Raw genomic sequence first — 16,087 nt, 5'->3', positions numbered from 1 at the left:
CGCGTTCGGTTCGCGGCCGTCGCGAGCGGGCGGACAGGCGGCGAAACGAGCGCCGCATGGGCCCAGCCGGGCCGCGGGCGACGCGAAATGCGGCCATTATACGTGGCCGCGAACGGCGTTTTCGCGAACCGTGCGCCGGTGGCCGCACGCGGGCTTCGAGAGGATAGCGCGGCTTCGCCGCGGAGAATCGCGTTCGAAGCCGCGCGAAAGGTGTGCGCAGGCGCCGTGCAAGCCGGGTTGCGCCGCGCGGCGGCGGGCAGGTGCGACCGTGTCCGGCACGGTGCGGCGCGATGTCGCGCGAGCGGCGACATCGCGATGGCGCGGCAGCAACGATGCGCGCCGCGCTCAACGCATCAACGCCACGCGTCGACGACGATGCGCTTCAGCACGTGCAGCTTGCGATGGAAGAAGTGCTCGGCGCCGGGGATCACGACGACCGGCAGCTCCTGCGGCCGCGCCCAGTCGTAGACCGATCCGATCGGCACCGTGTCGTCGGTTTCGCCGTGGATCACGAGCGTGTTCTCGGGCACGTCGGCGACCTGCCAGCGGCTCGCGGCCGTGCCGACGAACACCATCCGCTCGATCGTCTCGCCCGCGTCGCGCAGCCGCTTCGCGACGTGCGACAGCACGAAGGTGCCGAACGAGAAACCCGCGAGCACGAGCGGCAGGTCCGCATACGCGGGCTGCGCGCGCATGTGCGCGAGCACCGCGAGCAGGTCGTCGGCCTCGCCGATGCCGTTGTCGTGCACGCCCTCGGTCGCACCGACGCCGCGGAAGTTGGACCGGTACACCACGTAGTCGAGCTGGACCAGCGTGCGCGCGAGTGTTTGCGCGACCTTGTTGTCCATCGTGCCGCCGAACAGCGGATGCGGGTGCGCGACGAGCGCGATCCCGCGCGGCGCGGCGCTGCCTTCGCGCACGGCGTCCGGCAGGTCGACCGCGATTTCGATCTGCCCGACCGGGCCCGCGATCAGCGACTTCTGCGTATGAACGTTCATTCGGCCGTCCCGCTCAGATCTTCAGGCGGTCGACGACCTTGCCGTCGCGCAGGTGCGATTCGACGATCTCGTCGATGTCGGCCTGGTCGACGTACGTGTACCACGTGCCTTCCGGATACACGACCATCACGGGCCCTTCCTCGCAGCGGTCGAGACAGCCGGCCTTGTTGATGCGCACCTTGCCGGGCCCCGCGAGGCCGAGTTCCTTCACGCGCTTTTTCGCGTATTCCTGCATGGTCTGCGCATCGCATTGCGCGCAGCTCGGACGCTCGGCGCCCGGTTCGCGCTGGTTCAGGCAGAAGAAGACGTGGTGCTGGTAGTAGGAATCCATGGTGGTGACGAGCGGCCCGGCGCGGGGCCGGGCGGAAAGAGAAGCGGTTGCCGTTGCGCGGGGCAATGGAGGATGCGGACGATTATAACGACCGGCGCGCACCGCTGCCCGCGACCGGGCCGTGGCCGCCCTGCCGCCCTGCCCCGCCTGCCGCGTCAGCGCCGCAGCGCGGCCGGCAGCCACGCGTGCTCGACCCGCTGGCCGAGCCAGATCAGCGCCGCGTAGGGCCAGATCCACGCGAGCCAGCGCGCGATGCTGTTGAAGTGCACGTAGCGGCCCTGCCGCCAGCCCGACAGCGTGAAGTCGAAGAACGGGTTGACGGGCAGCAGGTTGACGAGCGCCACGCCGGCCAGCAGCGCGAGCGCCGCGAGCAACGCGCGCCACGCGGCCGGCATGCGCAATGCGAGCAGTGCCGCCGCGAAGCCGAGCTCGATGCCGAGCCGCGCGCCGGGCGTCGCCCACACGACGACGAGGCCGGTGCTCGACTGCATGAAGGTCGCGGCCGCCTTCAGCGCGAGCGTCGCCGCGACGAACGCGATCAGGAGCCGCACGCGCGGCGCGCGGGCGCGCATCGCGAGCGACGCGATCGCCAGCGCGGCGAACAGCATCAGTCCGCCGAGCGTGGCTTCCCACGCGGAGTCGGACAGCCAGCCATCGACGCGCTCGGGCCATTCGCTTACGCGCCACGCGGCCGGCAGCCACGCGAGCAGCGCGCCCTGCATCGAGCCGTCGGCGCGTTCCCACAGCGCGGCCGGCCAATCGCCGATGCCGAACAGGAACGGCGACGGAAACAGGATCGCGAACGGCCACAGCACGGCGAGCAGCAGCGGCGTCGCGCCGTCGGCCTCGAACCACGCGAAGCGCAGCCGCCGCAGCGCGCCGCGGTCGAGCAGCGCGCCGGTGGCCGGTGCCGCGAGCGCCGCGCCGAGCAGCGCGCCGAGCGCGTTGGCCGCGAGATCGAGATTCGACGCGATGCGCGCCGGCAGGTAGGTCTGCAGCGCCTCCATCGATCCCGACAGCAGCACGCCCAGGCCCCCCATGATCAGCGTCGCGGCCACGCCGCGCCAGCGCGGATGCAGCGCGAGCACGCCGAGTGCGCCGAACGGCATGTAGCCGAGCACATTGGTGACCACGTCGAACGCGGTCACATAGCGCTGCATCGGCGCGAACAGGTAGTCGAACGGCCCGATGCCGAGCGACACCCAGCCGGCGAACGGATACAGCGATGCATAGACGATGAGCGCCGCGTACGCGGCGAACGCCTGCCGCGCCAGCGCCGACGCGCGCGGCGTGCCTGGCGTGCTCATCGCGGCTGTGCGTCGCGCGTCACGGGTTGCCCGCGTACGCCTGCACGCCGACCCACGCGGCGATCTGCGACACGAGCTCGTCGCTCGCGGCCGCGAGTGCACGCGCGCCGCCGGCCGCATCGGGCGTGCTCGACGGCGCGCGCGCGACGAACGTGCGCTGGCCGAGCACCTTGCCGTCCCGCGTCAGCGTCGCGCGCGCGGTGACCGCGCCGTGACTCTGCGACTGTCCGTCGAACACCTGCTCGAATTCGTTCAGATCGACCTTCAGCGTCGGTGCGCGCACGCCGTCGGAGCCTTCGAGCACCGCGCCGCGCAACGACAGCGCGCCGCGCAGCCGCTGCGTGAGCAGTTGCGCGGGTGGCGCGGTCCAGCGGCTGTCGCGATAGACGGCCATGCGCTGCGCATCCGCATACGCGAGACGGTAGACGAACTTGTCCGTGTCGAGCGCGTCGGGCGCGGCGACGTCGAGCACCTTCAGCGCGGGGCCCGCGCCGGCCGTCACGACCGACGCGGCCGGCCCGAGGTCGTAGCGGACGTTCGACAGCGCCGCGCCGTTGCCGGCGCAGCCGGCGGCGAGCACGAGCGTCAGCATCGCGAGGGCGGTCGCGGCCGGACGCAGCGCGCGATCAAGAATTCGTGGCATGGCATGTTCCTGCATGATGTTTCCGGTTTCGATGGCGTCATTGCCCGGTTTCGCGCCGGGCCGGTCGATCGACGGGCTGGCGATCCGCTTCACTTCCCGGCCGCCGCACCCGCCCCCGGCCAGACGAAGCCCGCTTCGCCGGGTCCGGGCTCGGAGCCGGGCGAACCGAACAACAGACTGCGCGGGTTGCGGCCGAGTTCACCGGCGACGTCCTTCAGTTGCCGCGACGCGTCGCCAACGCTGCCGGCCAGCGCGTTGAAACGCGGCAGCGTGTCGTACTGGACCCGCGCGTTCAGGTCGTTCAGCGCGACGCCGACCTGCTCCGCGGCCGAGCCGGCCTTGTCCAGGTTCGACACGAGCGGCCCGTTCGGCTGCAGTAGCGTGTTCGCCGACGCCATCGTGCGATTGACCGCGTGCATCGTCTCCGGCAGCGCGGCCACCGCCGGCGCGAGCTGCTTCGACAGCGTCGCCGCGCCGTCCGCCGCGTGCTGCAGGCTTTCGGCCGTCGCGCGCAACTGCTCGCGCATCTCCGGCGACATCAGCGCGTTCGCGCTTTTCGCCGCCTGCTCGAGCTGCCGCAGCAGCACGTCGCCGCGCTCCTGGATCTGGTCGAACAGGCTCGGCCGCATCGGGATCTGCGCGATCGCCTTCGGCGACGACGGCAGCGGCGCCAGGTCCTGGCCCGTGTCCTCGAGCTGCACGAACGCGATGCCCGTCACGCCCTGGAAGCCGAGGCTGCCGTAGGTCGACTGCGTGATCGGCGCGTCGTGGTCGACCAGAATCCGGATCCGGATCTGGCCCGGATGCGTGCGGTCGAAGCCGATCGACTGCACCTTGCCGACGTCGAGGCCGCGAAAGCGCACGGCCGCATCGGGGAACAGGCCCGTCACGTTGGTGCGCGCGAGGAGGTCGTACGGCACGCGCACGGTGCGGTCGACGTTGAACCAGAACACGGTGCCCGCGATCGCCAGCGTCAGCGCGATCGTGAACAGGCCGGCCCAGAACGCATGTGATTTGTTTTCCATCAGAGGGTTCCTTGTCCTTGCCTGTTACAGCTCGACGCTCGACGACGCCGGTTCGAGGGCCGCCTTCGGCAGCTTCGCGCGCCGCTCGGGCGGCAGCGCCTGCAGCGCGCGGCGCCCGCGCAGCCCCAGGAAATATTCGTGGATGAATGGATGGTCGACGTTCGCGACGTCCTCGACGGGTGCCGCGACCAGCACCTTGCGGTCGGCCAACACCGCGACGCGCGTCGACAGCGCGACCATCGTGTCGAGGTCGTGCGTCACCATCACGACCGTCAGCCCGAGCGTGCGGTGCAGCGTCGCGATCAGCTCGACGAATTCGTCGGACGCCTGCGGGTCGAGGCCGGCGGTCGGCTCGTCGAGGAACAGCAGCTCGGGCTCGAGCGCGATCGCACGCGCGATGCCGACCCGCTTCACCATCCCGCCCGACAGCGCGGCCGGCATCTTCGATGCGTGCTTGCACGGCAGCCCGACCATCTCGAGCTTCAGCATCACGATATCGTGCAGCAGGTCGGGCGGCACGCGGCCGAGCTCGCGCAGCGGCTGCGCGACGTTGTCGAACACGGTCATCGACGAAAACAGCGCGCCCTGCTGGAACAGCATCCCGGAGCGCGTGCGCATCATCCGTGCGCTCGCGGCGTCGATCTTCGACGTGTCTTCGCCGAACACCTTGATCGTGCCCGAAGTCGGCCGCTCGAGGCCGAGGATCTGCCGCACGAGCGTCGTCTTGCCCGAGCCGGAGCCGCCGACGATCGACACGATCTCGCCGCGCCGCACGTCGAAATCGAGCTTCTGGTGAATGATGTTGCGCCCGTAGCGCTTCGTCAGGTTACGCACCTCGATCACGAATTCGTCGCCGTGCGCGGCGGCGTCCGGCGGCGTGCCGGCCGAGCCTGCGCCGACTGCCGCGGCATGCGCGGCGGTTTCGTTTGACGCGCTCATCCTAGCCCCACGTTCTGGAACAGGATCGCGAACACCGCGTCGGCGAGGATCACGACCGTGATCGACGAGACGACCGAGGTGGTCGTGCCTTCGCCGAGGCTCTGCGAATTCGCCTTGATCCGGAAACCGAAATGACATGCGACCAGCGCGATCAGCATGCCGAACACGACCCCCTTGCCGACGCCGATGTACAGGTTCGCGATCGGCACGACGCCCGGCAGCGAGCGCACGAAATAATTGACGTCGATCCCGAGCACCAGCTTCGCGGCCAGCGCGCCGCCCGTCAGCGCGATGATGTTGGTCCACATCACGAGCAGCGGCATCGCGACGCCGAGCGCGAGCACGCGCGGCAGGATCAGCCGCAGCCCGTGCGGGATGCCCATCACGCGCATCGCGTCGAGCTCCTCGGTCACGCGCATCACGCCGATCTGCGCGGTGATCGCCGAGCCCGAGCGGCCCGCGACGAGAATCGCCGACAGCACGGGCCCAAGCTCGCGGATCACCGACAGCCCGAGGATGTTCACGATGTAGCGGTTCGCGCCGAACATCTGCAGCTGCTGCGCGGACAGGTAGCTGAGCACGATGCCGATCAGGAACGCGACCAGCGCGGTGATCGGCAGCGCCTGCGCGCCGGCGCTGTAGATGTTCGCCGAGGTTTCCTTCCACGGCATCGTCTGCGGACGGCGCAGCACCGACAGCGCGTCGAGGATCACGAGGCCGAACATTGCGATGCCGCCCTGCAGGTGTTCGCCGAATGAGAAGATCGCCTGGCCGAGGCGCGTGACGGGATCGAACCGCACGACGCGCTCGGGCGCCTCGCGCTGGCTGTCGAGGCGTTCGATCCGCTCGAAGATGGTGCGCTGCGTGGCGGTCAGCGCGACGCCGGCCGGCAGCTTGCGGCCCCACACGCGCCACAGCGCCTGGCCGCCGACGTGGTCGAGCCGTTCGATGCCGGACAGGTCCCATTCGCTCACGCGCCCGGACGCGATGCCCGCGACGCGGCGCGCGACCGCGCCGCGGTTGCGCGCGAGCGCGAGTGCGGTCCATTGGCCGTACAGGCGCACCGTCTGACCCTGGCCGCCGGCGTCGACCGACAGGCCGGGAGGAGTCTCGAAGTCCAAGGGCGGATTGTTTGCAAAAGGATGACAGCGGCCATTGTAGCGAACCACCCGGCGCCGCGACGTGAGGATTTCCGTGGGGACGCCTGGCCCGGGGCGCGTGACCGGGGGTGCCCGGGCGATGGCACCGGACTGTCGGCGCGTGCTCCGTGCCGGGGCGGCGCGGCGCTCGCCATCGGCCCGGCCGATGGTCCGGCGCGCGACCTTTCATTCTTCCGTCACGTTTCCTTTCGATACTCTCACGCGCCGCACGTCAGGCCGTCGGCGCCCGCGCCGCCATTTCGTCGCGCACCGCGAATTTCACAAAACAGAACACCGAACAGGACAACCGATGCGTCTCCCCCCGCCTTTCCGCCGTCGCGAGGCGACCGCCGCCGCGCTCGCCAGCCTCGCCTTCGCCCTCGCCGGCTGCGGCGGCGACGACGTCACCGCTCCGTCGTCGCAGACGCAGGCCCAGGCGCCCGCCGGCACTGCCGCCACGCTCGCGCTGCTCGAAACGACCGACCTGCACACCAACGTACTCTCGTACGACTATTTCAAGCTCGCCGCCGACAACTCGCTCGGTTTCGAGCGCGTGTCGACGCTGATCGCGCAGGCGCGCGCGCAGTACCCGAACACGCTGCTGCTCGACAACGGCGACACGATCCAGGGCACCGCGCTGTCCGACTACCAGGCACTCGTGAACCCGCTCGGCTGCGACCAGACGCTCGCGATCTACAAGGTGATGAACGCCGCGAAGTTCGACGGCGGCGGGATCGGCAATCACGAATTCAACTACGGGCTGCCGTACCTGTCGCAGGTGACCGGCAACACGTTCGACGTCGACGGGCTGCCCGCCCCCGCGCAGCAGAAGAAGTGCGCCGGCCCGAACTTCCCGCAGGTGCTCGCGAACGTGATCAGCGCGAAGACCAACGCGCCGCTGTTCACGCCGTACACGATCCTGACCCGCACGGTGACGGCCGTCACCCCCGACGGCAAGACGGTCAGCGCGCCGGTGAAGGTCGGCATCATCGGCTTCACGCCGCCCGCGATCATGAACTGGGACAAGCGCTGGCTCGACGGCAAGGTCTACACGACCGGCCTGAAGGAAGCGGCCGAGAAGTACATTCCGGAGATGCGCGCGAAGGGCGCCGATCTCGTCGTCGCGATCTCGCACGGCGGCCTCGACAATTCCGCGTACTCGCCGACGATGGAAAACGGCAGCTGGTGGCTGTCGACCGTGCCCGGCATCGACGCGATGCTGATCGGCCACTCGCACCAGGTGTTCCCGGACGCGAAGAGCACCGTGCCGCAGTTCAACCTGCCGGGCGTCGACAAGGTCAAGGGCACCGTCAACGGCGTGCCGACCGTGATGGCCAACTACTGGGGCAAGCATCTCGGCGTGATCAAGCTCGGCCTGAAGTTCGACGGCAAGGCATGGAGCGTCGACAAGTCGCAGACGACCGTCGAGGCGCGGCCGATCCAGAACGCCGACAAGACCTACGTGGCCGCCGACCCGTCGGTGTCCGCCGCGATCGCGGCCGAGCACCAGGCGACGATCGACTACGTGAAGACGCCGATCGGCTCGACCGACTACCGGATGAACTCGTACTTCGCGGACGTCGGCGATCCGGGCGCGATCCAGATCGTCAACGAGGCGCAGGCCGACTACGTGAAGACCTACGTGCAGGCGAACCTGCCGCAATACGCGTCGCTGCCGGTGCTGTCGGTCAGCGCGCCGTTCAAGAGCGGCTTCGGCGGCGGCAGCGACTACACCGACGTCGCGCCGGGCGCGCTCGCGATCAACAACGCGGCCGACCTGTACCTGTATCCGAATACCGTCTACGCGGTGAAGGTGAGCGGCGCCGACGTGAAGAACTGGCTCGAGACGGCCGCGAAGCGCTTCAACACGATCGACCCGGCCAAGGCGACCGTGCAGCCGCTCGTCAGCAGCTTCCCCGGCTACAACTTCGACATGTTCACGTCGGCCGACCTTGCGTACGAGATCGACGTCACGCAGCCGGTCGGCAGCCGGATCAGGAACCTGACGTACAAGGGCGCGCCGCTCGACCCGAACGCGCAGTTCATCGTCGCGACCAACAACTACCGTGCGAGCGGCGGCGGCAACTTCCCGGGCCTCGACGGCAGCAAGACGATCTTCGCGTCGCCCGATGCGAACCGCGACGTGCTGATCGCGTTCATCAAGAAGCGCGGCGCGATCACGCGCGCGGCGGACGGCGCGCAGCGCAGCTGGCGCTTCACGAAGCTCGCGAGCTCGGTCGCGCACGTGCAGTTCACGTCCGCGCCGAATCGACTCGGCGACGCGGCGGCGGCCGGCCTGAGCGGCCTCACGCAGGTCGCGGCCGACGACGGCTCGGGCAAGAACCTCGCCATCTACGAGATCGACCTCACGCAATGACCATGAGACCCGCAATGCAACCGATCAGGACGATGCGGCCGGCCGAGGCCGGCCTCACCGCCGCCGCGCGGCGCCTACTGCGCACGAAGCTCCCGCCGGCCGCCTTGCTCGCGGCGGCGGCCGTGACCGTCGCGGCCCTCGTCGCGGCGACCGGCTGGCGCGCCGCCGGCCCCGCGCCGAGCGCCGCGCAGCTCGACGAGTGGCAGGCGATGGTCGCGCAGGCTGTCGAGCCGCACGCGCTCGCGCAGTTGCGCACCCTCGCACGCCGCGGTTCGGGCGACGCGCAGGCGGCGCTCGGCATCGCGCTCGTCGAGGCGCACGAGCCCGGGCTGCGCGACGAGGGCCGCGGCTGGCTGGAAACCGCCGCGCAGGCGGCCGGCCAAGCGGATGCGCCGGCCGCGCGGCGCGCGCGGCTCGCGCTCGGCAAGGCGCTGCTGCTCGGCAGCGGCGACATCCCGAAGGACTATGTACGCGCCCGCGCGCTGCTCGGCGCAGCGGCAGGCCAAGGCGATCCGGCGGCCGCGTATTACCTCGGGCTGATCTATCGCAGCGGCTACGGCACGGCCGCCGATCCCGTGCAGGCCGCGCACTGGTTCGAGATCGCGTCGCGCGCAGACATCCCGGCCGCGGATTTCATGCTCGCGAACGCGTACCGCGACGGCAGCGGCGTGCCGCGCGACGAGGCGCGCGCGCTGGCGCTGTACCGGCGCGCCGCCGGGCATGAGCTGCCGGAAGCCGTGCAGACGCTCGCGATGGCGTATCGCAACGGCGAGCTGGGGCTGCGGCCCGACGCGGACGAATTCCACGCACAGTGGATCGAGACCGCGCATGCACTGAAGCATCCGGTCGTGGCGCCGTGACGACGGTCGACTGGCCGGACGACGCGTCGTCCGGCCAGTCGCCGCCGCCCGCGCCCCTCAGGCGGCGAGATCCTGCGCGCGTCGCTCCACGCTCCGGTAGACGTGGGATGCAATCAGCCCGAACGCGACGTGATCGAGCGCACTCACCCAGCCTCGTGCGTCGGCGAACCACGGGAAAAATTGCGTCATTGCGTAGAAGTTGACGACGTACAGCAGCAGGCCGAACGAGGCGCCCGCCAGCGTCGCCATCCCGATGCTCGAATCCAGGCTGAACGGCGCGGCGATCACCGCCAGGATCAGCCCGAACACGATCGTCAACGCGGCGTGCACGCCCAGCGCCGCGAGCAGGATCCCCACTTCGAACGTGGCCGACGGCGCAAGCGCGTCCTCGCCGAAGTAGATTGCCGCGATCATGCGCAGCGGCGCCCATGCGCCTTGTCCGACGATAACCGCCTCGACGATCTCGGCGACGAGGATCGCGGCACCCGCGACGCCCCCGCCGATCACGGCTGCGCGCCAATCCGGCATGCGGTGCACGTAATGATGCGAATGCATGTGAAGTTGCATGGCGACCTCCTTGAAAGCGGTCTGCCGCCGCGTCAATACCGGTTGCGTATGCGAAGTTCCGGAACGAACCGCCGAGCGCGCCGACGCGACCGACTCCGACAATCGCCGACATGCGCGCGTCATCGTCTTTTCCCTCGATGCAACAGCAACGAGAACGGCCTGACGCCCTCCGGCTCACCTGCGTCGCTGCGGGCAAACCCGTCGAAACACGGCGCCGGTGCGGATATATCGAACCTAGTCTCGCCGATCGGGAATATCAAGACACCGGCGCGCCGGCGCTCGACGATGCCGAATCAAGCAGACGAAACAGCAACGAGGCCGTGGTCTGGCAGGACGCCGGCTCGCGGTTTGGCGACACGCCGCGACGCCGCTGCCCGGCTCCGTTCCCGGTACGATCCCGTCACCCTGTCGCTACAATAGGCGCCATGAACGCCCCCACCTCCTCCGACACGCCCGACTCCGGCGACGCGCACATCGCGCGCAACCGGCTCGAGGCGCACCTGGACGCCGCGCCGCGCGCGTGGCCGCTCGACATCGTCGCCGCCACCGGCTCGACCAACGCCGACGTCGCGACGCGCCTGAAGGCGCTGCCGCGCACCGCGAACGCGCTGCCCGCGCCGCTCGTGCGCGTCGCGTTCGAGCAGACGGCCGGTCGCGGACGGCAGGGCCGTCCGTGGTTCGCGCAGCCCGGCAACGCGCTGCTGTGCTCGGTCGGCTGCATCGTGCCGCGCCCGGTCGACGCGCTCGGCGGCCTCAGCATCGCGATCGGCGTCGCGCTCGCGGAAGGGCTCGCCGCGCTGCCGCTCGACGCCCGCACGCGCGTCGCGCTCAAATGGCCGAACGACCTGCTGCTGACGGCCACCGACGACGGCACGTCGCGCATCGTCGGCAAGCTCGCCGGGATCCTGATCGAAACCGTCTGGACCACCGCCGACGCGACCGCCGTCGTGATCGGCTTCGGCATCAACGTGCGCGGCGCGGAAGCGGTCGCCGCGCAGGTCGACGCGCTGCGCGCGCGCGAAGCGTCGCTCGCGAGCGGGCTGCCGCCGGCCGCGCTGTCGGCCGCGTGCGCATCGGCCAACCTCACCGATACGCTCGCCGCGGCGCTGAACGCGCTCACGCCCGCACTCACGCAGTTCGGCACTGACGGGCTCGCGCCGTTCCTGCCGCGCTGGCATGCGCTGCACGCGTACGCGGGACGCGAAGTCGTGCTGCTCGAACAGGGCGTCGAACGCGTGCGCGGCATCGCGACGGGCATCGACGCGACCGGCCAGCTGCTGCTCGATACACCCGATGGCGTACAGGCGATCGCGGCCGGCGACGTGTCGCTGCGCGAAGCGCAATGAGCGAACCGCATCTGCTGATCGACGCCGGCAACAGCCGGATCAAGTGGGCGCTCGCCGACGCGCAGCGCACGCTCGTCGAGACCGGCGCGTTCGGCCATGCGCGCGACGGCGGCGCCGATCCCGACTGGTCGGCCCTGCCGCGTCCACATGGCGCATGGATCTCGAACGTCGCGGGCGCCGACGTGGCCGCACGGCTCGACGCGCTGCTCGACGCCCGCTGGCCCGGCCTGCCGCGCACGACGATCCGCTCGCGGCCCGCGCAATGCGGCGTGACGAACGGCTACACGACGCCCGAACAGCTTGGCAGCGATCGCTGGGCCGGCTTGATCGGCGCACGTGCGGCGTTTCCGGGCGAGCATCTGCTGATCGCGACGTTCGGCACGGCGACGACGCTCGAAGCGCTGCGCGCGGACGGTCGATTCACCGGCGGGCTGATCGCGCCGGGCTGGGCGCTGATGATGCGCGCACTCGGCACGCACACCGCGCAGCTGCCGACGCTGACCACCGACATCGCGAGCGGGCTGCTCGCGGGCGCGCAGGCCGAGCCGTTCCAGGTCGATACGCCGCGCTCGCTGTCGGCGGGCTGCCTGTACGCGCAGGCAGGGCTGATCGAACGCGCATGGCGCGATCTCGCCGATGCGTGGCAGGCGCCCGTGCGGCTCGTGCTGGCAGGCGGTGCGGCGGACGACGTCGCGCGCGCGCTGACGCTGCCGCATACGAGGCACGACGCGCTGATCCTGTCCGGACTTGCGCTGATCGCCGCGGAAGCGGCGGCGCAGGATTGACGAAAAACCGGCCGGCATCGCGCCGGCCGCGTCGACGGATGCCCGGCCGCGGGCCTCGTCACGTCGAGGATGGAAAATCGGGCGCCGGTGTTTGCGCCCGTGCAGGCAGCCGGCCGTTCACGCGGCCCGGCCGTCGCGAACGATCGCCGGCTGCAACGACAACACCTGCCATGCGGCCGGCCCGACTGAACGGTTGAACGACTGAAGCACGACGAGGAGTGTCGACGATGCTGCGCTGGCTGATCGCTGTTCTCTTTCTCGCGAACCTGCTCGCGTTCGTGGCAGTGCGCGGCGTGTTCGGGCCGCTGCCGGCGGCCGGCCCGCGCGAACCGGGCGTGCTGTCCCGGCAGGTGCGGCCCGATGCGCTGCATGCGATGCCGCTCGCGCAAGCGGCCGATCAGCCCGTGATCGGCGGTCCGATCGCCGCGCCGGCCGTCACGACCGAGCCGCTCGCGGCGTCCGCGGCATCCGCGCCCTGACGGCGCGGCACCCGCCTCAGGACTGCTGCGCGCGCACCTTCTTCAGCAGCGCGGTGGTCGAGCGGTCGTGCTCGAACGGAATCGCGAGCGCGCGACCGCCCCAGCCGCGCACGAGGGCCGATTCCGGCAGCACGTCCATGTCGTAGTCGCCGCCTTTCACGAGAATGTCCGGACGGGCGGCCTCGATCAGCGACACCGGCGTCTTTTCCTCGAACTTCACGACCCAGTCGACGCTCTCCAGCGCCGCGAGCAGCGCCATCCGGTCGTCCTCGCGGTTGATCGGACGGTCGTCGCCCTTGCCGAGCATGCGCACCGACGCATCGCTGTTCACGCCGACGATCAGGCATGCGCCGAGCGCCTTCGCATCGGCGAGATAGGTGACGTGGCCACGGTGCAGGATGTCGAACACGCCGTTCGTGAACACGACGGGCGAGGGCAGCGAAGCGCGCAGGGCAACCAGGGCGTCGCGGGTGATCAGCTTGCGTTCGAAGGTAGCGGACATGATGGGTATCGGATGGCGTATGCGGCGCGCGGTGCACGTCGCGACGGAACACGGCGGCGCCAGATAAAAAGCCCGCCGGATGGCCGGGCGGGCTTCATGCAGGAATTCACCGCGACGATCGCAACCGGCGGAGCGTCACGCCGGTTGCGCGGCCGCGCGGCCTCAGGCCGGTTGCGCGGCCGACGACGGGCCGCTTTCGGACTGCAGGCGGCCGGTGACTTCCTTGCGGTAGCGGTTCAGCTCCTGCGCGGTCGCGAACGTGCGCTCGAACAGGATCGACAGGTTGTGCAGGATCCGTTCGACGACCTTCTTTTCCCACTCGCCGTCGAAGCGGATCTGCTCGTCGAGCCAGCGCTCGAGCCATTCCGGATCGGGCAGGCGCGACTGCACGGTGTCGCGCGGAAACAGCGCTTGGTTCACGTGCAGGTTGGTCGGGTGCAGCGGCTTCTCGGTGCGGCGCGCCGACGCCATCAGCACGCCGATCTTCGCGAACGCCGCGCGCGCGACGTCGCCGCAGTTGTTCAGCGCCTTCTTCATGTAGCGCAGGTACGCGCCGCCATGGCGCGCTTCATCGCGCGAGATCGTTTCGTAGATGTGCTTGATGACCGGCTCGGTGTGCCAGTCTGCCGCGCAGCGATACCAGTGGTTCAGGCGGATCTCGCCGCAGAAGTGCAGCATCAGCGTCTCGAGCGGCGGCGCCGGATCGAACTCGAAGCGCACCGCGTGCAGTTCTTCCTCGGTCGGCACCATTTCCGGCCGGAAGCGGCGCAGGTATTCCATCAGCACGAGCGAATGCTTCTGCTCCTCGAAGAACCACACGCTCATGAACGCGGAAAAGTCGCTGTCGTGCTGGTTGTCGCGCAGGAACATCTCCGTCGCGGGCAGCGCCGACCATTCGGTGATCGCGTTCATCTTGATCGTCTTCGCCTGCTCGTCGGTGAGCAGCGAAGCGTCGAACTTGTCCCACGGAATGTCCTTCTCCATGTCCCAGCGGACAGCTTCGAGCGACCTGTAAAGTTCCGGATAAAGCATGGTGTTCATGATGGTCCCACCCCTGTTCTGCGCAATGCGACTTCTCTAAACGTGACTGTTGCCGCGTAGGCGCGCGAGCGCGCTTTTTGCAGCCAAGACTCTAATTTTACGCGTGAATCCAGCCCCCGGACGCAGTTTCCGCGTCCGGCAGCCGGGCGGCCGCGCCGCCGCCTCGAGGCACGCCGCAGCCCCGCTCCGCTCGAACGGAACCGGCCGCGCGTGCCTGATGTGGGGGCCGGCGCAGGCCGGCTCGGTGGCGAGCCCACCCCGGCGCCACGCGGTTCCCGGATGGACCCCGTGCGGCCGCCGGACCGGCGGGCTGCTCGATATGGTGTATACGGCGGCGGCCATGATAGCACGCGCCCATGACGGTTCCGAGACGCGGACCGGGTCGCGCGCCGCCAACGGCGGGTGCGGCGATCGGTCGCGGGCCGGCGTGGCGAAAACGCAACCGATATGTAAGCTGGATTGTAAGCCGGATCCATTCCAGGCCTGTCTCGAGCCCGTTTCGGGCGAGCCGCACGCGCGTCAGACCCGTATTTCGCCCGTCGCGATACCGCCTTCCGGCGGCGTGCCGGCCGCCGGCGCGCTGCCGCCGTCGGCCCGTGCGATCCATTCCGCCAGCGTGTCGCGCTGCGCGCGCCCGTCGCGGTAGCCGAGCTCGATCAGCTCGCGCGTGAACGCTTCCTCGAACAGCAGGTAGCTCGCGAACGACGCGCCGGCCGGCTGGCTGCCGCCGATGGCGCCGAGCAGCCCGCGCATCGTCGCCGGCATCTGCTTCAGGTGTTTCGCGGCGATCAGCTCGATGCGCTCGGACGGCGCGATCGCGAGCACGTCGACGTGCCGCCAGCCGCTGTCCACTTCGACCTGGTGCGGCAGGTGCTCGATCATCCGGTTGATGTGCTCGATGCGCTCGATGTCGGAACCGATCGAGTCGAGAAACACGCTCGCGAGCACCTGCTGGCCGATCTGGGCGAGCGTCGGATAACCGCGTGCCCGTCCCGATCCGTTCGCGGCGGGAATCTCGGGGCGCGGATCGGCCGCGCCGATCACGACGATCCGGTCCGCGCCGAAGTGGATCGCCGGCGACAGCGGCGCGACCTGCCGGATCGACCCGTCGCCGAAGTACTCGATCTGCCCGTCGAGCACGAGCGGCACGGCAGGAAACACGAACGGAATGGCCGACGACGCGAGCAGGTGCGACGCCGACAGGTCGACGAGCCGCGCGGTGCGCTGCGCGCGCCGCCATGCCTGGATCGGTTCGGCGGCCTGGTAGAAGGTCAGGTGCCGGCCGCTCGAATAGCTGAGCGCCGTGATCGAGAGCGCGTGCAGCAGGCGGGCCTCGAGCATCTGCTCGATCCGGTGAAAACTCAGCTCGCGCTGCAGCAGGTGCGCGAGCGGCGCGTTGTCGAGCAGTCCGCGCGGCGAACGGCGCGCCGCCCAGCCGAAGCTCATCGTCGCGAGCCAGCGTGCGCCCGCGGCCGCGATGCCGAGCCAGTCGGTGCGATACACGTAGTCCGCGCGCAGCGGCTCCCAGAATTCGAGCAGACGCCGCACGCCGTGCGAAAAGTCGTCCGCGTGGCTCGCGATCGACGTCGCATTGATCGCGCCGGCCGACGATCCACATACGACCGTGAACGGCACCGTGTGCCGGTACGGATCGGCCTCGCGCGAGATCTCGGCCAGCGCCTTCAGCACGCCGACCTGGTAGGCGGCGCGTGCGCCGCCGCCCATCAGAACGAGCGCGAGCCGCATGA

At 70.2% G+C, this 16,087-nt stretch carries 16 protein-coding genes; 5 read left to right on the top strand and 11 right to left on the bottom strand.

All coding sequences use genetic code 11. The features are described 5' to 3' along the window. Positions 1 to 353 precede the first annotated feature (353 nt). The 7 genes from DIE22_RS16020 to DIE22_RS15990 all read right to left on the bottom strand — a co-directional run bounded on the left by DIE22_RS16020 (position 354) and on the right by DIE22_RS15990 (position 6,364). Positions 354 to 998, bottom strand: a complete 645-nt coding sequence (locus DIE22_RS16020) for an alpha/beta hydrolase (protein ID WP_124605482.1) — start codon at positions 996 to 998, stop codon at positions 354 to 356. Between the two features lie 13 nt (positions 999 to 1,011). After that, positions 1,012 to 1,329, bottom strand: a complete 318-nt coding sequence (locus DIE22_RS16015) for a (2Fe-2S) ferredoxin domain-containing protein (protein ID WP_011694422.1) — start codon at positions 1,327 to 1,329, stop codon at positions 1,012 to 1,014. Between the two features lie 155 nt (positions 1,330 to 1,484). Continuing rightward, positions 1,485 to 2,636: a VanZ family protein gene (locus DIE22_RS16010; RefSeq protein ID WP_124496628.1), complete on the bottom strand. Its 1,152-nt coding sequence runs from the start codon at positions 2,634 to 2,636 to the stop codon at positions 1,485 to 1,487. 19 nt (positions 2,637 to 2,655) lie between these two features. Next, positions 2,656 to 3,279: an ABC-type transport auxiliary lipoprotein family protein gene (locus tag DIE22_RS16005; protein ID WP_124605481.1), complete on the bottom strand. Its 624-nt coding sequence runs from the start codon at positions 3,277 to 3,279 to the stop codon at positions 2,656 to 2,658. Positions 3,280 to 3,368: 89 nt separating this feature from the next. Next, positions 3,369 to 4,304 carry an MlaD family protein gene (locus DIE22_RS16000; RefSeq protein ID WP_124496624.1) on the bottom strand — a complete coding sequence of 312 codons (936 nt, stop codon included), beginning with the start codon at positions 4,302 to 4,304 and terminating at the stop codon, positions 3,369 to 3,371. Positions 4,305 to 4,328: 24 nt separating this feature from the next. Continuing rightward, positions 4,329 to 5,243, bottom strand: a complete 915-nt coding sequence (locus DIE22_RS15995) for an ABC transporter ATP-binding protein (protein WP_124496622.1) — start codon at positions 5,241 to 5,243, stop codon at positions 4,329 to 4,331. Beyond that, positions 5,240 to 6,364 (bottom strand): MlaE family ABC transporter permease, encoded by a 1,125-nt coding sequence (locus DIE22_RS15990; protein WP_124496620.1) that lies wholly within the window; start codon positions 6,362 to 6,364, stop codon positions 5,240 to 5,242. Before DIE22_RS15990 ends, DIE22_RS15995 begins: the two co-directional genes overlap by 4 nt. A gap of 328 nt (positions 6,365 to 6,692) precedes the next feature. Between DIE22_RS15990 and DIE22_RS15985 the strand changes: the two genes are divergently transcribed. Together DIE22_RS15985 and DIE22_RS15980 are read left to right on the top strand one after the other, a co-directional pair. Then, positions 6,693 to 8,759: a bifunctional 2',3'-cyclic-nucleotide 2'-phosphodiesterase/3'-nucleotidase gene (locus tag DIE22_RS15985; RefSeq protein WP_124605480.1), complete on the top strand. Its 2,067-nt coding sequence runs from the start codon at positions 6,693 to 6,695 to the stop codon at positions 8,757 to 8,759. Between the two features lie 14 nt (positions 8,760 to 8,773). Next, positions 8,774 to 9,619, top strand: coding sequence for a tetratricopeptide repeat protein (locus DIE22_RS15980; RefSeq protein ID WP_124605479.1), 846 nt, complete (start codon positions 8,774 to 8,776; stop codon positions 9,617 to 9,619). A 57-nt stretch (positions 9,620 to 9,676) separates the two neighbouring features. Here DIE22_RS15980 and DIE22_RS15975 read toward each other — a convergent pair whose 3' ends face one another. Continuing rightward, the gene (locus tag DIE22_RS15975; RefSeq protein ID WP_124605478.1) at positions 9,677 to 10,186 is read right to left on the bottom strand and encodes a hypothetical protein; all 510 of its coding nucleotides are present in this window, start codon (positions 10,184 to 10,186) and stop codon (positions 9,677 to 9,679) included. Positions 10,187 to 10,611: 425 nt separating this feature from the next. Between DIE22_RS15975 and DIE22_RS15970 the strand changes: the two genes are divergently transcribed. From DIE22_RS15970 to DIE22_RS15960, 3 genes are all read left to right on the top strand, one after another. Then, positions 10,612 to 11,532, top strand: a complete 921-nt coding sequence (locus DIE22_RS15970) for a biotin--[acetyl-CoA-carboxylase] ligase (protein ID WP_124496613.1) — start codon at positions 10,612 to 10,614, stop codon at positions 11,530 to 11,532. Continuing rightward, positions 11,529 to 12,317 (top strand): type III pantothenate kinase, encoded by a 789-nt coding sequence (locus DIE22_RS15965; RefSeq protein ID WP_124496611.1) that lies wholly within the window; start codon positions 11,529 to 11,531, stop codon positions 12,315 to 12,317. The genes DIE22_RS15970 and DIE22_RS15965 overlap by 4 nt, the downstream gene beginning before the upstream one ends. Before the next feature lie 227 nt (positions 12,318 to 12,544). Beyond that, on the top strand, positions 12,545 to 12,796 hold the full coding sequence (locus DIE22_RS15960) for a hypothetical protein (protein WP_124496609.1): 252 nt from the start codon (positions 12,545 to 12,547) through the stop codon (positions 12,794 to 12,796). A 16-nt stretch (positions 12,797 to 12,812) separates the two neighbouring features. Here DIE22_RS15960 and rfaE2 read toward each other — a convergent pair whose 3' ends face one another. The 3 genes from rfaE2 to DIE22_RS15940 all read right to left on the bottom strand — a co-directional run bounded on the left by rfaE2 (position 12,813) and on the right by DIE22_RS15940 (position 16,085). Continuing rightward, positions 12,813 to 13,298 (bottom strand): D-glycero-beta-D-manno-heptose 1-phosphate adenylyltransferase, encoded by a 486-nt coding sequence (gene rfaE2 / locus DIE22_RS15955; protein WP_124496607.1) that lies wholly within the window; start codon positions 13,296 to 13,298, stop codon positions 12,813 to 12,815. Between the two features lie 162 nt (positions 13,299 to 13,460). Continuing rightward, positions 13,461 to 14,339: a ferritin gene (locus DIE22_RS15950; protein WP_059451551.1), complete on the bottom strand. Its 879-nt coding sequence runs from the start codon at positions 14,337 to 14,339 to the stop codon at positions 13,461 to 13,463. A gap of 519 nt (positions 14,340 to 14,858) precedes the next feature. Further along, positions 14,859 to 16,085, bottom strand: a complete 1,227-nt coding sequence (locus DIE22_RS15940) for a patatin-like phospholipase family protein (protein ID WP_124496605.1) — start codon at positions 16,083 to 16,085, stop codon at positions 14,859 to 14,861. Between the last annotated feature and the right edge of the window lie 2 nt (positions 16,086 to 16,087).

The sequence above is a fragment of the Burkholderia sp. Bp9142 genome (assembly GCF_003853415.1).
Classification (GTDB): Bacteria; Pseudomonadota; Gammaproteobacteria; order Burkholderiales; family Burkholderiaceae; genus Burkholderia.
The sequence above is the reverse complement of the archived record's forward strand: the minus strand, read 5'-3'. Positions and strand labels throughout refer to the sequence as shown.